Source organism: Streptomyces sp. NPDC002138 (genome assembly GCF_040296485.1).
Taxonomy (GTDB): Bacteria; Actinomycetota; Actinomycetes; order Streptomycetales; family Streptomycetaceae; genus Streptomyces.
The window spans coordinates 18,391-35,632 of record NZ_JBEOXE010000046.1; the positions used below are offsets into that span (position 1 = coordinate 18,391).

The 17,242-nt window shown below is 72.8% G+C and carries 16 protein-coding genes; 12 read left to right on the forward strand and 4 right to left on the reverse strand.

Going from position 1 to position 17,242, the window contains the following annotated elements:
* Positions 1-83: 83 nt before the first annotated feature.
* A complete protein-coding gene (locus tag ABT084_RS26490) occupies positions 84-974 on the forward strand; it encodes a glycoside hydrolase family 19 protein (protein ID WP_502969205.1) in 891 nt (296 codons plus the stop codon).
* A 31-nt stretch (positions 975-1,005) separates the two neighbouring features.
* Here ABT084_RS26490 and cynS read toward each other — a convergent pair whose 3' ends face one another.
* Both cynS and ABT084_RS26500 read right to left on the reverse strand, forming a co-directional pair.
* Entirely contained in the window at positions 1,006-1,476 is a 471-nt protein-coding gene (gene cynS / locus ABT084_RS26495; RefSeq protein WP_351048702.1) for a cyanase, read from the reverse strand.
* 47 nt (positions 1,477-1,523) lie between these two features.
* On the reverse strand, positions 1,524-2,120 hold the full coding sequence (locus ABT084_RS26500; protein WP_351048705.1) for a carbonic anhydrase: 597 nt from the start codon (positions 2,118-2,120) through the stop codon (positions 1,524-1,526).
* A gap of 159 nt (positions 2,121-2,279) precedes the next feature.
* Here ABT084_RS26500 and cynR point away from each other — a divergent pair, with 159 nt between their 5' ends.
* The 10 genes from cynR (at position 2,280) to ABT084_RS26550 (ending at position 13,831) form a co-directional block, all read left to right on the forward strand.
* Entirely contained in the window at positions 2,280-3,182 is a 903-nt protein-coding gene (gene cynR / locus ABT084_RS26505) for a transcriptional regulator CynR (protein WP_351048708.1), read from the forward strand.
* A gap of 146 nt (positions 3,183-3,328) precedes the next feature.
* A complete protein-coding gene (locus tag ABT084_RS26510) occupies positions 3,329-4,174 on the forward strand; it encodes a class I SAM-dependent methyltransferase (protein WP_351048710.1) in 846 nt (281 codons plus the stop codon).
* Positions 4,175-4,439: 265 nt separating this feature from the next.
* Positions 4,440-5,108 (forward strand): uracil phosphoribosyltransferase, encoded by a 669-nt coding sequence (gene upp / locus ABT084_RS26515; protein ID WP_351048712.1) that lies wholly within the window; start codon positions 4,440-4,442, stop codon positions 5,106-5,108.
* Entirely contained in the window at positions 5,105-6,106 is a 1,002-nt protein-coding gene (locus ABT084_RS26520) for an EamA family transporter (RefSeq protein ID WP_351048714.1), read from the forward strand. Before upp ends, ABT084_RS26520 begins: the two co-directional genes overlap by 4 nt.
* A complete protein-coding gene (locus ABT084_RS26525; protein WP_351048717.1) occupies positions 6,103-10,113 on the forward strand; it encodes a non-ribosomal peptide synthetase family protein in 4,011 nt (1,336 codons plus the stop codon). The genes ABT084_RS26520 and ABT084_RS26525 overlap by 4 nt, the downstream gene beginning before the upstream one ends.
* Positions 10,114-10,152: 39 nt before the next feature.
* Complete coding sequence (locus tag ABT084_RS26530) at positions 10,153-10,386, forward strand: tautomerase family protein (protein WP_351048720.1); 234 nt, start codon at positions 10,153-10,155, stop codon at positions 10,384-10,386.
* Positions 10,383-11,351 carry a pseudouridine-5'-phosphate glycosidase gene (locus tag ABT084_RS26535; RefSeq protein WP_351048722.1) on the forward strand — a complete coding sequence of 323 codons (969 nt, stop codon included), beginning with the start codon at positions 10,383-10,385 and terminating at the stop codon, positions 11,349-11,351. The genes ABT084_RS26530 and ABT084_RS26535 overlap by 4 nt, the downstream gene beginning before the upstream one ends.
* On the forward strand, positions 11,348-12,013 hold the full coding sequence (locus tag ABT084_RS26540; RefSeq protein WP_351048724.1) for an HAD family hydrolase: 666 nt from the start codon (positions 11,348-11,350) through the stop codon (positions 12,011-12,013). The genes ABT084_RS26535 and ABT084_RS26540 overlap by 4 nt, the downstream gene beginning before the upstream one ends.
* A gap of 106 nt (positions 12,014-12,119) precedes the next feature.
* Entirely contained in the window at positions 12,120-13,100 is a 981-nt protein-coding gene (locus ABT084_RS26545) for a GlxA family transcriptional regulator (protein WP_351048727.1), read from the forward strand.
* A 107-nt stretch (positions 13,101-13,207) separates the two neighbouring features.
* Positions 13,208-13,831 carry an isochorismatase family protein gene (locus ABT084_RS26550; protein ID WP_351048730.1) on the forward strand — a complete coding sequence of 208 codons (624 nt, stop codon included), beginning with the start codon at positions 13,208-13,210 and terminating at the stop codon, positions 13,829-13,831.
* A 25-nt stretch (positions 13,832-13,856) separates the two neighbouring features.
* On the opposite strand, the gene ABT084_RS26555 is transcribed toward ABT084_RS26550, so the two are convergent.
* Positions 13,857-14,519 (reverse strand): NADPH-dependent F420 reductase, encoded by a 663-nt coding sequence (locus tag ABT084_RS26555; RefSeq protein WP_351048732.1) that lies wholly within the window; start codon positions 14,517-14,519, stop codon positions 13,857-13,859.
* 185 nt (positions 14,520-14,704) lie between these two features.
* Between ABT084_RS26555 and ABT084_RS26560 the strand changes: the two genes are divergently transcribed.
* On the forward strand, positions 14,705-15,892 hold the full coding sequence (locus ABT084_RS26560; protein ID WP_351048735.1) for a glycosyl hydrolase family 18 protein: 1,188 nt from the start codon (positions 14,705-14,707) through the stop codon (positions 15,890-15,892).
* A 31-nt stretch (positions 15,893-15,923) separates the two neighbouring features.
* Here the strand turns inward: ABT084_RS26560 and ABT084_RS26565 are convergent, their stop codons facing one another.
* Positions 15,924-17,153 carry a chymotrypsin family serine protease gene (locus ABT084_RS26565; protein ID WP_351048738.1) on the reverse strand — a complete coding sequence of 410 codons (1,230 nt, stop codon included), beginning with the start codon at positions 17,151-17,153 and terminating at the stop codon, positions 15,924-15,926.
* Between the last annotated feature and the right edge of the window lie 89 nt (positions 17,154-17,242).

Sequence of the window (17,242 nt, forward strand, 5' to 3'; positions counted from 1 at the left end):
TTGAGTGGGCGGTGGTTGTCCCCCACGACAACTCCCCCCACCCAAGGAGCAGTCCCGTGATTCGTGCGCTTCGCCGCCGCGCCCTGGCCCTGGCATCCGCCGCGGCCGTGACCGCCGCCCTCGCCGTCGCCCTGCCCGCCACCCCCGCCGCCGCGGCCACCGCCTGCGCCGGAGCCTGGGGCTCCTCCGCCGTGTACACGAACGGCATGACCATCTCGTACGGCGGCCACAACTGGCAGGCGAAGTGGTGGACCCAGGGCGAGACGCCCGGCACCACCGGCCAGTGGGGCGTCTGGGCGGACCTGGGCGTCTGCGGTGGCGGCCAGGACCCGAACCCCGGGCCCGGTACGCCCTCCGGATTCGTGGTCTCCGAGGCCCAGTTCAACCAGATGTTCCCGAACAGGAACCCCTTCTACACCTACAACGGCCTGGTCGCGGCCCTGTCGGCCTACCCGGGCTTCGCCACCACGGGCGACGACACCACCAAGCGCCGCGAGGCCGCCGCCTTCCTGGCGAATGTCGCCCACGAGACCGGCGGGCTGGTGTACATCGTCGAGCAGAACACGGCCAACTACCCGCACTACTGCGACGCGTCGCAGCCGTACGGCTGTCCCGCCGGGCAGGCCGCCTACTACGGCCGCGGCCCCATCCAGCTCAGCTGGAACTTCAACTACAAGGCGGCGGGCGACGCCCTCGGCATCAACCTGCTCGCGAACCCGTACCTGGTCGAGCAGGATCCGGCCGTGGCGATGAAGACGGCCCTCTGGTACTGGAACACCCAGAACGGCCCGGGCACGATGACCGCCCACGCGGCCATGGTCAACGGAGCGGGCTTCGGGGAGACGATCCGCTCCATCAACGGCTCCCTGGAGTGCAACGGCGGCAATCCCGCACAGGTCCAGAGCCGCGTGAACAGCTACAAGTCCTTCACCCAGCTGCTGGGCGTGACTCCGGGCGACCGGCTGACCTGCTGACCGGCCGACCCGCTGGCCGTCTGAGGGCCCATCAGAACGGCTTGGTGGGGAGGTACTTGCCGTCGAGTGTGATGACGGCGCGCTCCCCACCCTCCGGGTCGGCGGCCTTCCTCACGTCGAGCCGGAAGTTGATGGCGCTGATGATGCCGTCGCCGAACTGCTCGTGCACCAGGGCCTTCAGGGTCGTTCCGTACACCTGGAGCATCTCGTGGAACCGGTAGATGGTCGGATCGGTCGGGATGCCGCCCGGGATCGAGCCCCGGGTAGGGACCGTCTGCACGAGGCGTACGGCGTCGTCGTCCAGGTCCAGCAGGGCGCCGACGGCGGCGGCCGCGTCGGCCGGGAGCGGGTGCTGGCCGAGCAGCGCGGCGGTGACGAAGGCGACCGACAGGCCCGTCACGTCGGCGATCTCCTGCCAGGACAGGTCCTTGCGCGTCTTGGCCTCGACGGCCGTGATCGCGAGGGCCTGCCGCGCGGAGGGGTCGAACTGGGCGTGCAGCATGGGGAACTTCCTTCGTGTGCGGGAGGGGAGGGAAGGGACGGGGGTGATCAGGCGGCCGCGGAGGTGACGTCCTCGACGGCTCCGGTGGGGATGTCGTATACCCAGCCGTGCAGGGCGACGGCGCCCGCGGCCAGCGCGCGGGCCACCGACGGATGCGTGGCCAGATTGGCCAGCTGCGCGGCGACGTTGTCCCGGATCAGTGCGCCGAGCCGGTCCGCGTCCGGGGCCGCGCCGCCCGGTGACCCGGCGCGGGCCAGCGAGGCGTCGGCGTGGCGCAGCCAGTGCGCGCCGGCGGGCAGTGCGGCCAGGTCCCGGCCCTCGGCGAGCGCGGTCATCGCGCCGCAGGCGGAGTGGCCGCAGACCACGATGTCGCGGACGCCGAGCGCGGCGACGGCGTATTCGATGCTGGCCCCGACGCCGTCGGGGCCGGGGGCGTGGGCGGGCACCAGGTTGCCGGCCGTGCGGATGACGAACAGCTCCCCCGGCTCGCGCTGGGTGATCAGCTCGGGCACGACCCGGGCATCGGAGCATCCGATGAACAGCGTGTCCGGTCGGTGGGTGGTCGCCAGGCGGGCGAAGAGCCCCGCCTTCGCCGGGAAGACGTCCTGCTGAAAGTGCGCGACACCCGCTGCGAGCGCGTGCATGGCCACTCCTTTCGGGGTGCGTCGGTGGGGATCGGTGCGGCCCGGCGGTGCTGCCGGGCTGACGAGATCCACCCTGCATGAGCTGTGCCTATAGTGTCCAAGTCGTACTGATCATGATCGTTATTGGTCTCATCTATAGACCGGTCTATCGTGGTGCCCATGGCTCCGGAACTGCGTCACCTCCGCTATCTGCTCGCCGTCGCCGAGCAGGGCAGCTTCACCCGCGCCGCCGAGGAGCTGCGGGTCTCCCAGCCGACCCTGTCGCAGCAGATCAGGCAGCTGGAGCGGACCGTGGGCGCCCAGCTCCTGGACCGCAGCGGGCGTACCGTACGGGCCACCGACGCCGGGGCCGCCTATCTGCACTACGCCCGCCGCGCCCTGCGCGATCTGGCCGCGGCCGAGCGGGCCGTCCTCGACGTGGCCGATCTGTCCCGGGGCACCCTGCGGCTCGCGATGACCCCGACCTTCACCACCTACCTCCTGGGACCACTGACGGCGCGGCTGCGGCTGCGCCATCCCGGAATCACCCTGGACGTCAAGGAGATGACGCAGGCCCAGCTGGAGTCGGGGCTGCTGGCCGACTCCCTGGACCTCGCGATCGCCTTCGCGGGGCCGCACCTCGCGGGCATCGGCGCCACCGAGCTGTTCACGGAGACGCTCGGCCTGGCCGTGGGCGGCGCCCACCCGCTCGCCGGACGCACCTCGCCGCTGGCCGCCGCCGATCTCGCGGAGTGCGATCTCGCCCTGCTGAGCGGTGAGTTCGCGACGCGGTCCCACATCGACGACTACTTCGCCGCGCGGCGCATCGCGCCCCGGATCGTGGTGGAGGCGAATTCGCTGGGCGCGCTGACCGAGATCGTCCGGCGCACCGATCTGGCCACCGTGCTCCCCGACGCGCTGGCCCGCGACCAGCCCGGCCTGCACCCCGTCGGCCTGACCCCGGCCGTGCCCGCGCGCACCGTGGTGCTGCTGCGCCGGGAGAGCGCGTACGAGAGTGCGGCGGCCCGCGCCTTCGCCGCGCTGGCCCGCGAGTGGACCGGGCCGGCCGGGCCCGGCGCGTGACCTCGGGGCGCCCGCGGGGGCCGCACTCCGCCGGGCCGCCGACGGAAAACCCGGTGCGGTGGCGCCGGGGACGTGATGTCGTCATAGCGGCCCACGGCCAGTACCGCAGACGACGTACCACCCCTCATCCCGGATTCGAGGAACACGTGCCCCACGCTTCACCCGACCACATCGCCGCGCTCACCGGCGCGATGGCCGCCGCCGACCACGACCACGCGGTCCAGGAGACCCAGACCCGGTACCGGAGCGAGCTGGTGCGCCACTGGGGCATCGCGCCCGGCGCCCGCGTGCTGGAGGTGGGCTGCGGGCAGGGCGACATGACGGCCGTGCTGGCCGACGCCGTCGGACCGCACGGCCATGTGCTGGCCGTGGACGTCGCCGATCCCTCGTACGGCGCGCCGGTGACGGTCGGCGAGTCCGCCGCGCGGCTCGCGGCCGGGCCGCTGGGCTCCCGCATCGACTTCCGCTTCGGATGCGACGTGCTGGACGGGGCGGCGACGGCGGGCATCTCGGACGGCGCGTTCGACTGCGTGGTGCTCGCACACTGCTCCTGGTACTTCGACTCGGCCGAGCGGCTCGGGCGCACCCTGGCCCGGGTGCGCCCGTGGGCCCGTACGCTCCTCTTCGCCGAATGGGACCTCACCCCGCGCTCCGCCGACCGGATCCCGCACCTGCTCGCCGTACTGGCCCAGGGCCAGGCGGCCGCGTACGGGCACGGCGAGGGGGCCAATGTGCGCACCCCGATGTCCCGGGACGCCCTGCGGGCCCTGCTCGGCCCCGCGGGCTGGCAGCCCGCGACGGAGGAGACCCTCGCGACCCCCGGGCTCCAGGACGCGGACTGGGAGATCGAGATCTGCCGGGAGATGTACGCCGCCCTCGACCCGGACACCGCGGTCGCCCGCGCGCTGCGGCCCACCCTGGACACCCTCGGCTCGCTCGCCCTCCCGCGGGGGAACACCACCCTCGACGCGTACGTGCTCACCGCGCACTGAACCCCGGGCCCGCCCCTGCCGCTTTCCGCCACCCCCGCCCGACCTGATTCGGCCAAGGAGGGAAGGCGGCGGGCCGACCGGGGGCCGACCGGGGCACGGTCGCACCCGCTGGTCGCAGGAGCGCGGCGCGGTGGCGCGTGCTCCGCGGAGGGGCCGCACAAGACGAGATTCGGACAGGCGTGCGGAAGTCGGACCCTTGCGGACACCAAGTCACAGAGTGTTTGCTCTGTTTCCGACCCGCGCCCCCTGACGAAGAGCAGGACCCATGTCGACGACCCCGAAAGTCCACGAACTGCCCCAGACCAACCAGCTGCGCGCCCTGCACACGGTCATCCGGGACCGTGGCGCCACCCGCGCCGACTTCGTCCTCTACTCGCGCCGCGTGATCCGATTACTGCTCGAATCGGCCCTGGACCTGCTGCCCTTCGACAAGCACGAGGTCATCACCCCGGTCGGCGAGACCTACCACGGGCTCAAGTTCACCGGAAAACTGTGCGCCGTCCCGGTGATCCGGGCGGGGGACGCGATGGCCGAGGCGCTGCGGGAGTTCATACCGGGGATCCGGATCGGCAAGATCCTCATCCAGCGGGACAAGGCCACCAAGCTGCCCCACCTGCAGTACTGGAACCTGCCCGACGACATCGCCGAGCGGCACGTCCTGCTGCTGGAGCCGATGCTGGCGACCGGCGGCAGCGCGAACGCCGCGATCGGCGTGCTGACCGACGCCGGGGTGCGCGAGGAGAACATCGTCCTCGTCGACTTCCTCGCCGCGCCCGAGGGGATCGCCGCCGTGCACCGCGAGCACCCGGGCGTCACGATCATCACCTCGTCGATCGAGGAGTGCCTGAACCCCAACGCCTTCATGATCCCCGGCATCGGGGACTTCGGTGACCGCTTCTTCGGCACCACCGACTCGGCCGTGGCCGCGCGGTGAACGGCCACCGGGTCGCGACGGACTCCGCCGTCACCGCCCTGGCCCCGGCCGTATGGGGGTCGACGTATCTGGTGACGACCGAATTCCTGCCCCCGGACCGGCCGTTGCTCGCGGCCACGGTCCGGGCACTGCCCGCCGGGCTGATCCTTCTGCTGGTCGGGCGGAAGCTGCCGCGCGGGATCTGGTGGGCGCGGGCCCTGGTCCTCGGTGTGCTGAACATCGGCGCCTTCTTCACCTTCCTCTTCCTCGCCGCCTACCACCTGCCCGGCGGGGTCGCCGCGCTGGTGGGCTCGGTGCAGCCGATGTTCGTGCTGATCCTCTCGGCCCTGCTGCTGGGCGACCGGATCAGGGCCGTCCATGTGGTGGCCTGCGTCCTGGGCGCGACCGGGGTCGGCCTGCTCGTGCTCCAGCCGAACGCGGGGCTCAACGCCACCGGGGTGACGGCCGGCCTGCTGGCCGCGGTCAGCATGGCCTGCGGCATCGTGCTCACCAAGCGCTGGGGCCGCCCCGAGGGGGTCGGACTGCTCACCTTCACCGGCTGGCAGCTGACCGTCGGCGGTCTGGTCCTCGCCCCGATCGCGCTGCTCGGCGAGGGGCTGCCGGACGCGATCACCGGGCGCAATCTCGCCGGCTTCGTCTACCTCGGCTTCGTCGGCGCGCTGTTGGCCTACGCCGTCTGGTTCCGCGGGGTGGAGCGGCTGCCCGCGCTCGCCGTCTCCTTCCTCGGCTTCATCTCGCCCCTCGCCGCCACCGCCCTCGGCTATCTGGTGCTGGGCCAGACGCTGTCGCCGGTCCAGCTGGCGGGGGCGTGCGCGGTCGTCGCGGCGGTCGTGGTGGCCCAGCCGCGCGCGGGACGCGCGCCGTCGCCCACCGAGGCCGATCCGGCCGCCCCCACCTCCACCTCCACCGAAGCCGCCCCGGCCACCACCGCACAGCCCCCCGTGTCCACCGGACGTCCGGCGGCCGCCGCGTCCCGCCCGTCCGGAGTGCCCCGATGAAGGCGGATCCGATCGGCGCCACCGCCGCGCCGTCCACCGTGCTCTCGGACCTGCTCGCCGAGCAGGTGCGCGCGAGACCCGACGAGGTGGCCGTTCGCTGCGCGGACGGCCGCCTGACCTATCGCGAACTCGGCCTGGCGGCCGCGAGGCTGGGCCGGGAGCTGCGACGGCTGGGGGCGCGCGCCGACACCCCCGTAGGCCTGTACGCGGAACCCTCGCTCGACCTGATGACCGGGGTGTGGGGCATCCTCGCCTCCGGCGGGGCGTACCTGCCGCTGTCCCCCGACTACCCCGAGGACCGGCTGCGCTACATGATCGAGGACTCCGCCATGGGGATCATCGTGACGCAGCGCCATCTCGTGTCCCAGGTCCGCCAGTTGGCCCCGGCCGGCACCACGGTCGTGGCCCTCGGCGGCGAGGCGCCGCGGGCCGCGGCGGCCGGGCCGGAGCGCAGGTCGACCCCTGCGGCCGGGCCGGAGCGCAGGTCGACCCCTGCGGCCGGGCCGGAGCGCAGGTCGACCCCTGCGGCCGGGCGTCCGGGCGACCTCGCGTACGTCATCTACACCTCGGGTTCCACGGGCCGCCCCAAGGGGGTCCTGATCGAACAGCACAGCATCGTCTCCCAGTTGGGCTGGCTGCTGGACCAGGGTCACCTCGGCCCCGGCACCACCGTGCTCCAGAAGACGCCCATGAGCTTCGACGCCGCGCAGTGGGAGATCCTCGCGCCCGCGGCGGGCGGGCAGGTGGTCATGGGGGCGCCCGGCTGCTACCGGGACCCCGAGGACCTGATCGACACGATCACCGCGCACGGGGTGACCACCCTCCAGTGCGTACCCACCCTGCTCCAGGCCCTCCTGGACACCGAACGCCTCGCCTCCTGCACCTCCTTGCGGCGGGTGTTCTCCGGCGGCGAGGCACTGACCGTCAAACTGGCCCGCGCCGTCACCGCGCAGCTGCCGGACACCGCCCTGGTCAATCTGTACGGGCCCACCGAATGCACCATCAACGCCACCGCGCACACGGTCGGCCCGGCGGAACTGGCCGCGGCGGACGCCTCGGCGATCGTCTCCATCGGCGTACCGGTGGCTCACACCCGGTGTTTCATCCTCGACGCCGACCTGCGCCCGGTGCCGGGCGCGCGGGAGAAGGGCGAGCTGTACATCGGCGGCGTACAGCTGGCGCGCGGTTACCTGAACCTGCCCGAGCAGACCGCGGAGCGGTTCCTGACCGCCCCCTTCCTGCCGGGCGAGCGGCTGTACCGGACCGGTGACCTCGCCTCGTGGAACGAGGACGGCACGATCCGCTTCCGCGGCCGCGCCGACACCCAGGTCAAACTGCGCGGATACCGCGTCGAGCTGGAAGAGATCACCTCGGCCATCGAGGAGCACACCTGGGTCCGGCGGGCCGCCGCGGTGGTCACCGACGATCCGCGCACCGGCTTCCAGCAGCTGATCGCGCTGGTCGAACTCAACCCGCGCGAAGCGTCCTTGATGGACCAGGGCGCGCACGGCGCGCACCACCAGTCGAAGGCCAGCAAGCTCCAGGTCAAGGCCCAGCTCTCCAACCCGGGCCTGCGCCCCGCCGCGGACCTGGCCGACCGCGCGGTGACCGTGCTGACCGGCCGGGAGGCGACGGGCCGCCAGCGCCGGGAGGCCTTCGCCCGCAAGACCTACCGCTTCTACGAGGGGGGCAAGGTCACCCGGGACGATCTGCGCGAGCTGCTCACCGCCGCCCCGGGCGCGGCGGACACCGGCGCGGCGGACACCGGCGTCACGACGCCCCGGACCGCCCGCTCGGCCGGCGACCTGTCCTCGGGTGAACTCGGCGCGCTGCTCCGCTGGTTCGGCCCGTTCGGGAGCAGTGAGCGGCTGCTCCCGAAGTACGCCTACGCCTCCCCGGGCGCGCTGTACGCCGTGCAGATGTACCTGGAGACCGGCGGGGGCATCGCCGGGCTGGCGGCGGGGATCCACTACTTCCATCCCCTCGACCACACCCTCGTCCGGGTCGGTGACAGCCCGGACACCGGCCGCGCACCCGGCCCCGGCACGCTGCGGGTGCACTTCCTGGGCCGCCGGGCCGCGATCGAGCCGGTGTACAGCACCAACATCGAGGAGGTGCTGGAGTTCGAGACCGGCCACATGCTGGGCGTCTTCGAGGAGGTGCTCCCGGAGTACGGGCTGACCCTCCGGCCCGCTCCGCACGGCGGGGCGGCGGTGAAGTCCGCCCTCGGCGTGGCCGACGAGGACCACTTCGTCGGCAGCTTCGAGCTGGTCCCGGACGACCGTCCGCCCGAGCCGGACCCCGTGGACCTGTTCGTCCAGGCCCACCCGGGCCGGGTGCTCGACCTGCCGGGCGGTCTCTACCGGCTCGAGCGCGGGCAGTTCACGCCCGTCGCCGCCGAGATGGTCGAGAAGCGGCACGTCATCGCCATCAACCAGGGCGTGTACGAGGCCGCGAGCTTCGGCGTCAGCGCCGTCAGCCGGACCGGGGACGAGCGGCTCGCCTACGTGAGCCTGGGCCGCACCCTGCACCGGCTCCAGCGCAACGCGCTGCGGCTGGGTCTGATGTCGTCCGGCTATTCCTCGCGTTCGGGCCATCCGCTGCCCACCGCCCAGCGCATCGACGCCGTCCTCGCCGACGCGGGCATCCCCTCGGGTCCCTCGTACTTCTTCCTCGGCGGGAAGGTCAGTGAGGAGCAGGTCTCCTCCACCGGGATGCGCGAGGACTCGGTCCACATGCGCGGCCCGACCGAGATGATCCGGGACGACCTGACCCGGCTGCTGCCCGACTACATGATCCCCAACCGGGTGCTGGTGCTGGACGCGCTGCCGCTGACCGCCAACGGGAAGATCGACTACGCGGCTCTGGCGGGCCGGGAGGAACTCACGGCCCCCGCCCGCAGCTCCGGCGCTCCGGTGCCGCCCCGGACCAGGACCGAGCGGCTGCTCGCCGGGGCCTGGGGCAAGGCCCTGAAGTACCGGGACGTGGCCGGCGTATCGATGACGGACAGCTTCTTCGCCTCCGGCGGCAATTCGCTGATCGCGATGACCCTCACCCGGTGGATCAACCGGGAGTTCGGGATCTCGCTGCCCATGCAGACGCTCTTCGGTCACCCCCGGCTGGCCGACCTGGCCGACCGGATCGCGGACGCCGATCCCGAACCGGCCTCCCGGCTCGTGCTGTTGCACGACAGCGGCCCGGCGGAGGACCGGTACGCGCGGGAACCCGGCTCCCCGGTGTTCTGCTGGCCGGGGCTCGGCGGCTACCCGATGAACCTGCGGCTGCTCGCCCGCGAAGCGCACGCCCCCGGCCCGTTCTACGGGGTCCAGGCGGCCGGCATCAACGCGGGCGAGGCGCCGTACCGGACCATCGGGGAGATGGCCGCCGCGGACGTGGCGGAGATCCGGCGGCTGCGGCCCGACGGCCCGTACACGCTGTGGGGTTACTCCTTCGGCGCCCGAGTGGCCTTCGAGAGCGCCTGGCAGCTCGAACAGTCCGGGCAGCGGGTCACGGACCTGCTGCTGATCTGCCCCGGCAACCCGAAGCTGCGGGACGCGCACGGGCGACCGTACGGCCGCGAGTCCTCGTACGCCAACCCCGGCTACGTGACGATCCTCTACTCGGTCTTCGCGGGCGCCATCGGCGCCGGGCCGGACCTCGCGGCGTGCCTGGCGGCAGCCCGGGACGAGGAGAGCTTCGTGGAGTTCGTCTGCGGCCGGTTCCCGGAGCTGGATCCCGGGACGGTCCGGCGGATCACCCGGATCGTCGGGGAGACGTACGAATTCGACTACACCTTCCACGAGATGGCCGAGCGGTGCCTGCGCGCTCCGGTGACCATCATCCGGGCCGCCGGGGACGACTACTCCTTCATCGAGGGGCGGTCGGGATACTCCGCCGCGCCGCCGGTCGTCATCGATCTGCCCGCCGACCACTACCAGGTGCTGCGCAGCGAGGGCATCGACGCCCTCGCGGCGGCGGTCCGCACCCGGATCCCGTCCGATGCGTGACCGACGCCCGACCGACGCCCGACCGAAAGGAGGGGCTCCGTGCCCCACGTCCACATCCGTCACTTCCCCAAGGACGTCACGCCCGAGCAGCTCGCCGCCTTCGACGAGGCGGTCACCTCGGCCGTCACCGAGGCGTTCGACGTCGGTGAGGACGTCGTGTCGATCTCGCTCGAACCGGTGGCCCCCGAGGACTGGAACGACCTCGTCGTCACCGACATCGCCGCCCGCCGCGAGCTGCTGCTGAAGGCTCCGGGCTACTGGGACGGGGCGTGAACACCGGCGCGGGGGTCCCCCTCGTCCACACCGAAGAGGTCCGCGAGGCCCTCCACGAGGGCCGGGCGGTCGTGGCCCTGGAGAGCAACGTCATCACGCACGGACTGCCCTACCCCGACAACGCGGCCACGGCCCGCAAGGTCGAGGACGCCGTCCGCGCGGGCGGTGCGGTGCCCGCCACGATCTGCGTCGAGGACGGCGCGGTCCGGGTGGGCATGACCGACGCGGACATCGAGCGGTTCGCCTCCCTCCCGGGCATCCCCAAGGTCTCCAGCAGGGACCTCCCGGTGGTCCTCGCCCGGGGCGGGCCCGGGGCCACGACCGTGGCCTCCTCGCTGGTGGCGGCCGAGCTGGCGGGAATCCGCTGGTTCTCCTCCGCGGGCATCGGCGGGGTGCACCGCGGCGCCCAGCAGAGCTTCGACGTCTCCTCGGACCTCATCCAGTTCACCCGGTCCCGGGTCGCGGTCGTCTCCGCGGGAGCGAAGATGATCCTGGACCTGGGCCTGACCCTGGAGTACCTGGAAACGCACTGCGTGCCCGTGGTGGCGTACGGCTCGGACGACTTCCCCGCCTTCTACTGCCGTACGAGCGGCCACCGCGCCCCGCACCGGATCGACGACCCGGACACCCTGGCCCGCGCCGTCGAGACCCACCGGGCGCTGGGCGGCCCCACGTCGTTCCTCATCACCACCCCGGTGAGCGAGGAGGACGCCATCGACTCCGGGGAGGTGGAGGCGGCCATCGCGCGGGCGGTGGACGCGGCCGCCCGGGACGGGGTGTCGGGCCAGGGCCTGACGAAGTACCTGATGCGGGCCGTGGACGAGGCCACCGACGGGCGGGCGGCCCGGGCCAACATGGCCGTGCTCGTGACCTGCGCGGAGGCGGCGGGCCGGCTGGCCGCCGCGCACGGCGCGCTCGTGCGCGGAGCGCTCGCGCACGGCGCCCGGATAGGTTCGGCGTCATGATCAGACTCGCTGTATTCGACCTGGACGGCACTCTCGTCGACTCCCCGCGCGCGATCGTGTCGACCTTCGGGGCGGCCTTCGACGCGCTGGGTGTCCCCCGGCCCCCGGACGCCGCCGTCCGGGCCACCATCGGGCTCCCCCTGGAGCGGGCCTTCGCCCTCCTCCTGGAGCGCGAGACGGACGCCGCCCAGGTGTCCGAGGCGGTCCGGCTCTACCGGAAGTTCTTCGACACCATAGTCCTGCCACAGGCCCCTGACCTGGTGTTTCCCGGGGTGGCGGCGGGGCTCGCCCGGCTGCGGGAAGACGGGGTGGCGCTCGCCGTCGCGACGAGCAAGTTCCACGGCCCGGCGGACGCGCTGCTCACCGCGGCCGGACTGCGGGAGTACTTCGCCGTCGTGATCGGCGCGGACGAGGTCACGCGGCCCAAGCCCGACCCCGAGTCGGGGCAGGTCATCCTCGACCGGCTGGCCGTCACCGCGGAACACGCGGTGATGGTCGGGGACACCACCCACGACCTGCTGATGGCCCGCGCGGCCGGGATGCGGTCGGTGGCCGTCACCTACGGCGTGCACTCCGTGGCCGAGCTGGCCGTGGCCGAGCCGACGTGGGTGGCCGACACGTTCGAGGAGGTCGTCGCGCACCTCGCGCCCGTGCCGGCGTAGCCGCGCCGCTGCCCCTGGCCCGTCGTCCTCACCGCACCGCTCCGATGTCCGGATGTGACAGATAACCGTCATTGCGGCCATCGGAGCGGGCGGTGAGGATGGACGCATGCCCACTCCCCACCGCGTCGTCATCGCGGTCTTCCCCGATGTCGACCTGCTCGATGTCACCGGCCCCGCCGAGGTCTTCGCGCTGGCCAACCGCGAGTCGGGCACCCGCGCCTACGACGTGCGGCTGGCGGCCCCCGAACCGGGCCAGGTGACCACCTCGGCCGGGGTCCGGCTCGCCGTCGACCTGACGTTCGCGCAGGTCGGGGCCGCGGTGGACACCCTGCTGGTGCCGGGGGCCGTCGAGCTGGGCCCGGCCGGGCCCGTCCCCCGCATCGACGACGCGGTGGTCGAGTGGATCAAGGCCACCGCCCCGCACGCCCGGCGCGTGGCCTCGGTGTGCGTGGGCGCGCACCTGCTGGCCGCGGCCGGGCTCCTGGACGGCCGGCGGGCGACCACCCACTGGTCCACGGCCGCCCTGCTGGCGGCCGAGCACCCGCGGGTGCAGGTGGATCCGGACCCGATCTTCGTCCGCTCGGGGCGGGTGTGGACCGGCGCCGGAATCAGCGCCTGCATGGATCTGGCGCTCGCCCTGGTCACCGAGGACCAGGGCGAGGAACTGGCCCTGGCCGTGGCCCGCCATCTGGTCATGTACCTCAAACGGCAGGGCGGGCAGAGCCAGTTCAGCGTCCCGCTCAGCCGCCCCGCGGGCGCGCGCCGCGACATCGACGAGCTGCGCGCGTACATCGCCGATCACCTCGACGGCGACCTCTCCGCGGCCGCGCTCGCGGAGCGCATGTGCGTGAGCGAGCGGCACTTCGCCCGTACCTTCCGCCGGGAGACCGGGGTCGGCGCGGCCGGATACGTGGAGGCCGTCCGGGTGGAGGCCGCGCGGCGGCTGCTGGAGACCACCGACGAGCCGCTGGAACGGATCGCGGCGGCCGCCGGGCTGGGGTCGGTGGAGACCCTGCACCGCGCCTTCCGCAAGCAGATCGCCACCACACCGGCCGCCTACCGGCGCCGCTTCCGCTCCGCCCTCTGACCCTTCCGAGCCAACCCCCTGCCGAGCCAACCCCCTTTCGCGCGGGCCGCGTTCGCGGCTTCGCCCTGCCCGTTTCACCGAAGCGGCCGAACAAGAGGAGCACTCTCATGACCGCCACCACCGCCACCCCGTCGGCCACCCTGCGCGAGCTGTCCGGGCTCGACCCCTCGGTCCCCCCGCTCGGGGCCGCGACGACCGTGATCATGATCGACTTCCAGCAGACCTACCGCACCGGGGTGATGGAGCTGGAGGGCGCCGAGGCCGCCCTGGCTGCGGGCGCCCGTCTGCTCGCCGCCGCCCGCGCCGCCGGCTCGCCCGTGGTGCACGTCGTCAACGACGGGGGCGAGGGCGGCCCGTACGACATCCGGGCCGAGATCGGCTCGATCAGCCCCGAGGTGGCCCCCCGGGACGGCGAACCGGTCGTCGTCAAGACCGTCCCGAACGCCTTCCACGCCACGACGCTGGAGGAGGTCCTGCGGGAGCGGGGCGCCGGTCCGGACCTGGTGCTCGCCGGGTTCATGACGCACATGTGCGTCACCTTCACCGCCCAGGGCGCCTTCAACCTCGGCTTCCGGCCCGCCGTGGTCGCCGAGGCGACCGCCACCCGCGCGCTGCCCGCGCCCGACGGGGGCGTCATGCCCGCGGCCACGCTCCAGAGCGCGAGCCTGACCACCATCGGGGACCTCTTCGGGGTGGTGGTCCCGACGGTCGGGCACCTCTCGGCGCGGTAGGACGTCCGCCGATCCGCGGGCGGCTTCAGCCCTTGAAGCTGTCCTTGCGGACCGGGGAGGCCTCGACGAGCGCCTTCGTGACGGCCTCGACGCCCGCACGCAGCCCGTACACGGGGGTTTCGGGCTGCTGGCGCCAGGATTCGTCCAGGCCGCCCGCGTCGACGGAGTCGAAGCCGAGTTCGTCGATGAGGGCGCGGACGGTCGCCTTCGCGGCCTCGTCGTCCCCGGCGACCGGCAGGGCGATCCGGTCGGGGTCGCCCGCCGGCAGGGGCTTGCTCAGCAGGTCTTCGGCGTAGGTGCCGTTGAAGGCCTTGACCACCGGGTGGCCGAGCTGCCGCTCGGTCCAGCGGCTCTCGGTCAGCCCGTCGTCCTCGATGGCCGCGATCCGGCCGTCGCGCTGCTGCGGGTAGTAGTTGCCGGTGTCGATCACGACGAACCCGTCGGCCGCCTCGTCGAAGAGGCCGGAGGGCAGGTCCGGCACGTTCTTCAGGGGGATGGTGACGACGACGATCTCCGCGCCGCGCGCCGCCTCGGCGACGGTGACGGGGGTGGCTCCGGTCTCCTGGGCGAGCGCGCCCAGCGTCTGCGGGCCGCGCGAGTTCGCCACGGACACCTCGTGTCCGAGGGAGGTCAGACGGCGGGTCAGGTTGCCGCCGATGTTGCCCGCGCCGATGATGCCGATCTTCATGGACTTCTCCAATGGGTGCGCAATGGTCGGGTCTCGCGATGGTCCGAACCGCCCGCGGCCCTCGCGCATTCCCCGGCTCGCGAGGAGTTCTCCGAACGAGGGGGCGTGGGCCGATCGGTGTGCGCTCGGGGCCTTTCGGCGCGTCCAGGTCTCCCGCAGCCCTCCGTTCGGTCCAGGTTCGGGGCATGACGACCGCACGCTCCCTGGCCCGGTTCCTCTCCCGCTCCCCGTCCCTTCCCGTGCCCCAGCCCGTGCCCCAGCCCGCGTCCGTGTCCCAGCCCGTGCCCCAGCCCGTGTCACAGTCCGTGTCCCTGTCCGTGTCCCTGCGCTGCGCCGCCGCGCTGGCCACCGTGCTCCTCACCACGGCGAGCACGCCCGCCGGTGGGGCCGGGGCCGTCGGCGCCGCCGACGCGGGCCGCGCGGAGGCCCGTACGACGTCCGCGTGGCTGCCGTACTGGGACACCGAGGCCGGTTACGCCTCGGCCCTGGCCCATGCCGACCAGCTGCACACCGTCAGCCCGTTCTGGTACACGGCGACGGCCGACAGCATCGCGGGCGAGGCCGGGGCCGGGGACCGCCGGATCATCGACGGTCTGCACGGCAAGGGGATCAAGGTCGTCCCGACGGTGGTCGAGACCCCCGGTCCGGCCGCGATGGCCGCGCTGCTGGGCGATCCGGTCGAGCGGGCCACGCATGTGGACGCGCTGATGGCCATCGTGGCGAGCCGGTCCTACGACGGCATCGACCTGGACTACGAGCGGATGTCCGAGACCTCGGACGCGGCGCTGACCGGGCGGGTGCGCGACGGCTACGACCGGCTGACCGAGGAGCTGTGCGCCCGGCTGCACGCGCTGGGCAAGAGCTGTGTCGTGACGGTCATGCCCCGGGTGGACGGCGAGGGACTCGCCTTCGACTACGCACACCTCGGCAAGGTCGCCGACAAGCTGCGGATCATGGGGTACAACCTGCACAACGCGCTCGCCGACCCGGGCCCGCTCTCTTCCCTGGACTGGTACGACCGGTTCATCGGTTACGCCGTCACGGTCGTCCCGCGCGAGAAGCTGGAGGTGGCGCTGCCCGCCTACGGCTGGAACTGGACCGTGGGCTCGGGGGCCCGCGCGGGCCACGTGACCAGCCGGGAGGCCGAGGCGCTGCGCGAGCGGGTGGGCGCCGACTACACCTTCGACCCGGTGTCCGGCACCCCGCACTTCGACTACACCGACGACGACGGGGAGGAGCACGAGGTCTGGTACCAGGACGCGAAGGGGTCGGCGGCCCACTTGCGCGTACTGGACCGCCACGGCGTCCGGGGCAGCGGGCTGTGGGCCCTCGGCTTCGAGGACCCACAGCTCTGGACCGCCCTCGAGCGCTGACCGCCACCGCGGCGGCCGGCCCGCGCACCGGTCAGGAGGGGTTCAGCTTGATGGCGAACGCGTTGAAGATCGACCACACGTCGACCCAGGCCAGGCCGGTGCTGCACTCCTGGGAGGCGTTGCAGCCGTAGCCGTAGCTGACGATGCCGTTGAGCTGGCGGGAGTTCTGGTCGTTGATGAAGATGACGGGGCCGCCGCTGTCGCCGCCCCGGCCGACGATGCCCCCGTAGTGGGGGACGCCGTAACTGCCGTTTACGGTGGTGCCGTTGACGGTCCAGCTGGCGTTGCCCGCGTAGACCGTCCTGATGTTGCAGAAGACCTTGGTGTTGTAGCCGAGCTGGCAGGTGAAGTCCCCGACGGCGACGTTGCGCACGCCGTTGAGGTAGCGGGTGTAGCCGGTGGCGTCGAGGCCGTCCCAGGTGTAGCGGTTGGTGGGGGCCTCGATGAACGCCGAGTCGACGGCGGGGAGTTTGTACTTGACCTGGCCGATGTAGTTGCCGCCCATCGTGTAGACGTTGTCGTTCACGTTGTGGCAATGGCCCGCGGTGACCAGCCACTGGCGGCCGTCCCAGGTACTGACGGCCGGGATGCCGCTGGTGCAGTGCGCCTGACCGCCGATGTTGGGGCCGAGCGCGGCTCCCGCGTAGAAGGGCGAGGTGTCGTTCTCCCGGGTGAGGGGCCGGGAGGGGGGTGCCTGGGTGACCTGGACGGCGGCGGCGGCGCTCGCGGTGCGGCGCTGCGTGACGGCCGGTGAGGCGAAGTACCCGCGGGCCGCCGTCGGATCGTCCACGGCCAGCTGGATGGCTCCGCCGTCGGGAGTACTGCCCGCGAGGGCGACCTTGAAGGGGAGATCGCTCCGGTCGGTGATCTCCGAGATTTCCTTCTTGAGCTGCTGCCCGGATTTCTTTCCCCGGACGATCCGAATCAGGTTCGTGTCCACCTTCGGATTCGCTTTGTGTACCGCGGAGAGGAAATCACGGCCTTGGGCGACATCGGTCAGATAGACATTGACCGAGCGATAGGTGGGGGCGAGTTCGACCTGCGTGTACACATCCGCCCGCGCCCCTCGCCCCACCTGCGCCACGGCGTCGGCCGCCAGCCTCAGCGGTCCCAGCACTTCCGCCTGCCGCTCCGGCGTCATGGAGGCCACCGCGTCGGCGGAGAGCGGAGCCGATGTGTCCGCATTCGCGGAGACGGTCATGAGGGGCAGGACGGCGAGGGCCCCCGCGAGTGCGATGGAGCGCCGAATTCCGATCTTCATTTATCCCCCTTGTCGACCCCGAGCGAACGGGGTCATGACGTGGACGCGGGAGACATTAGCCAGAGGGCCGGGGGCCGATAAGGCGGATT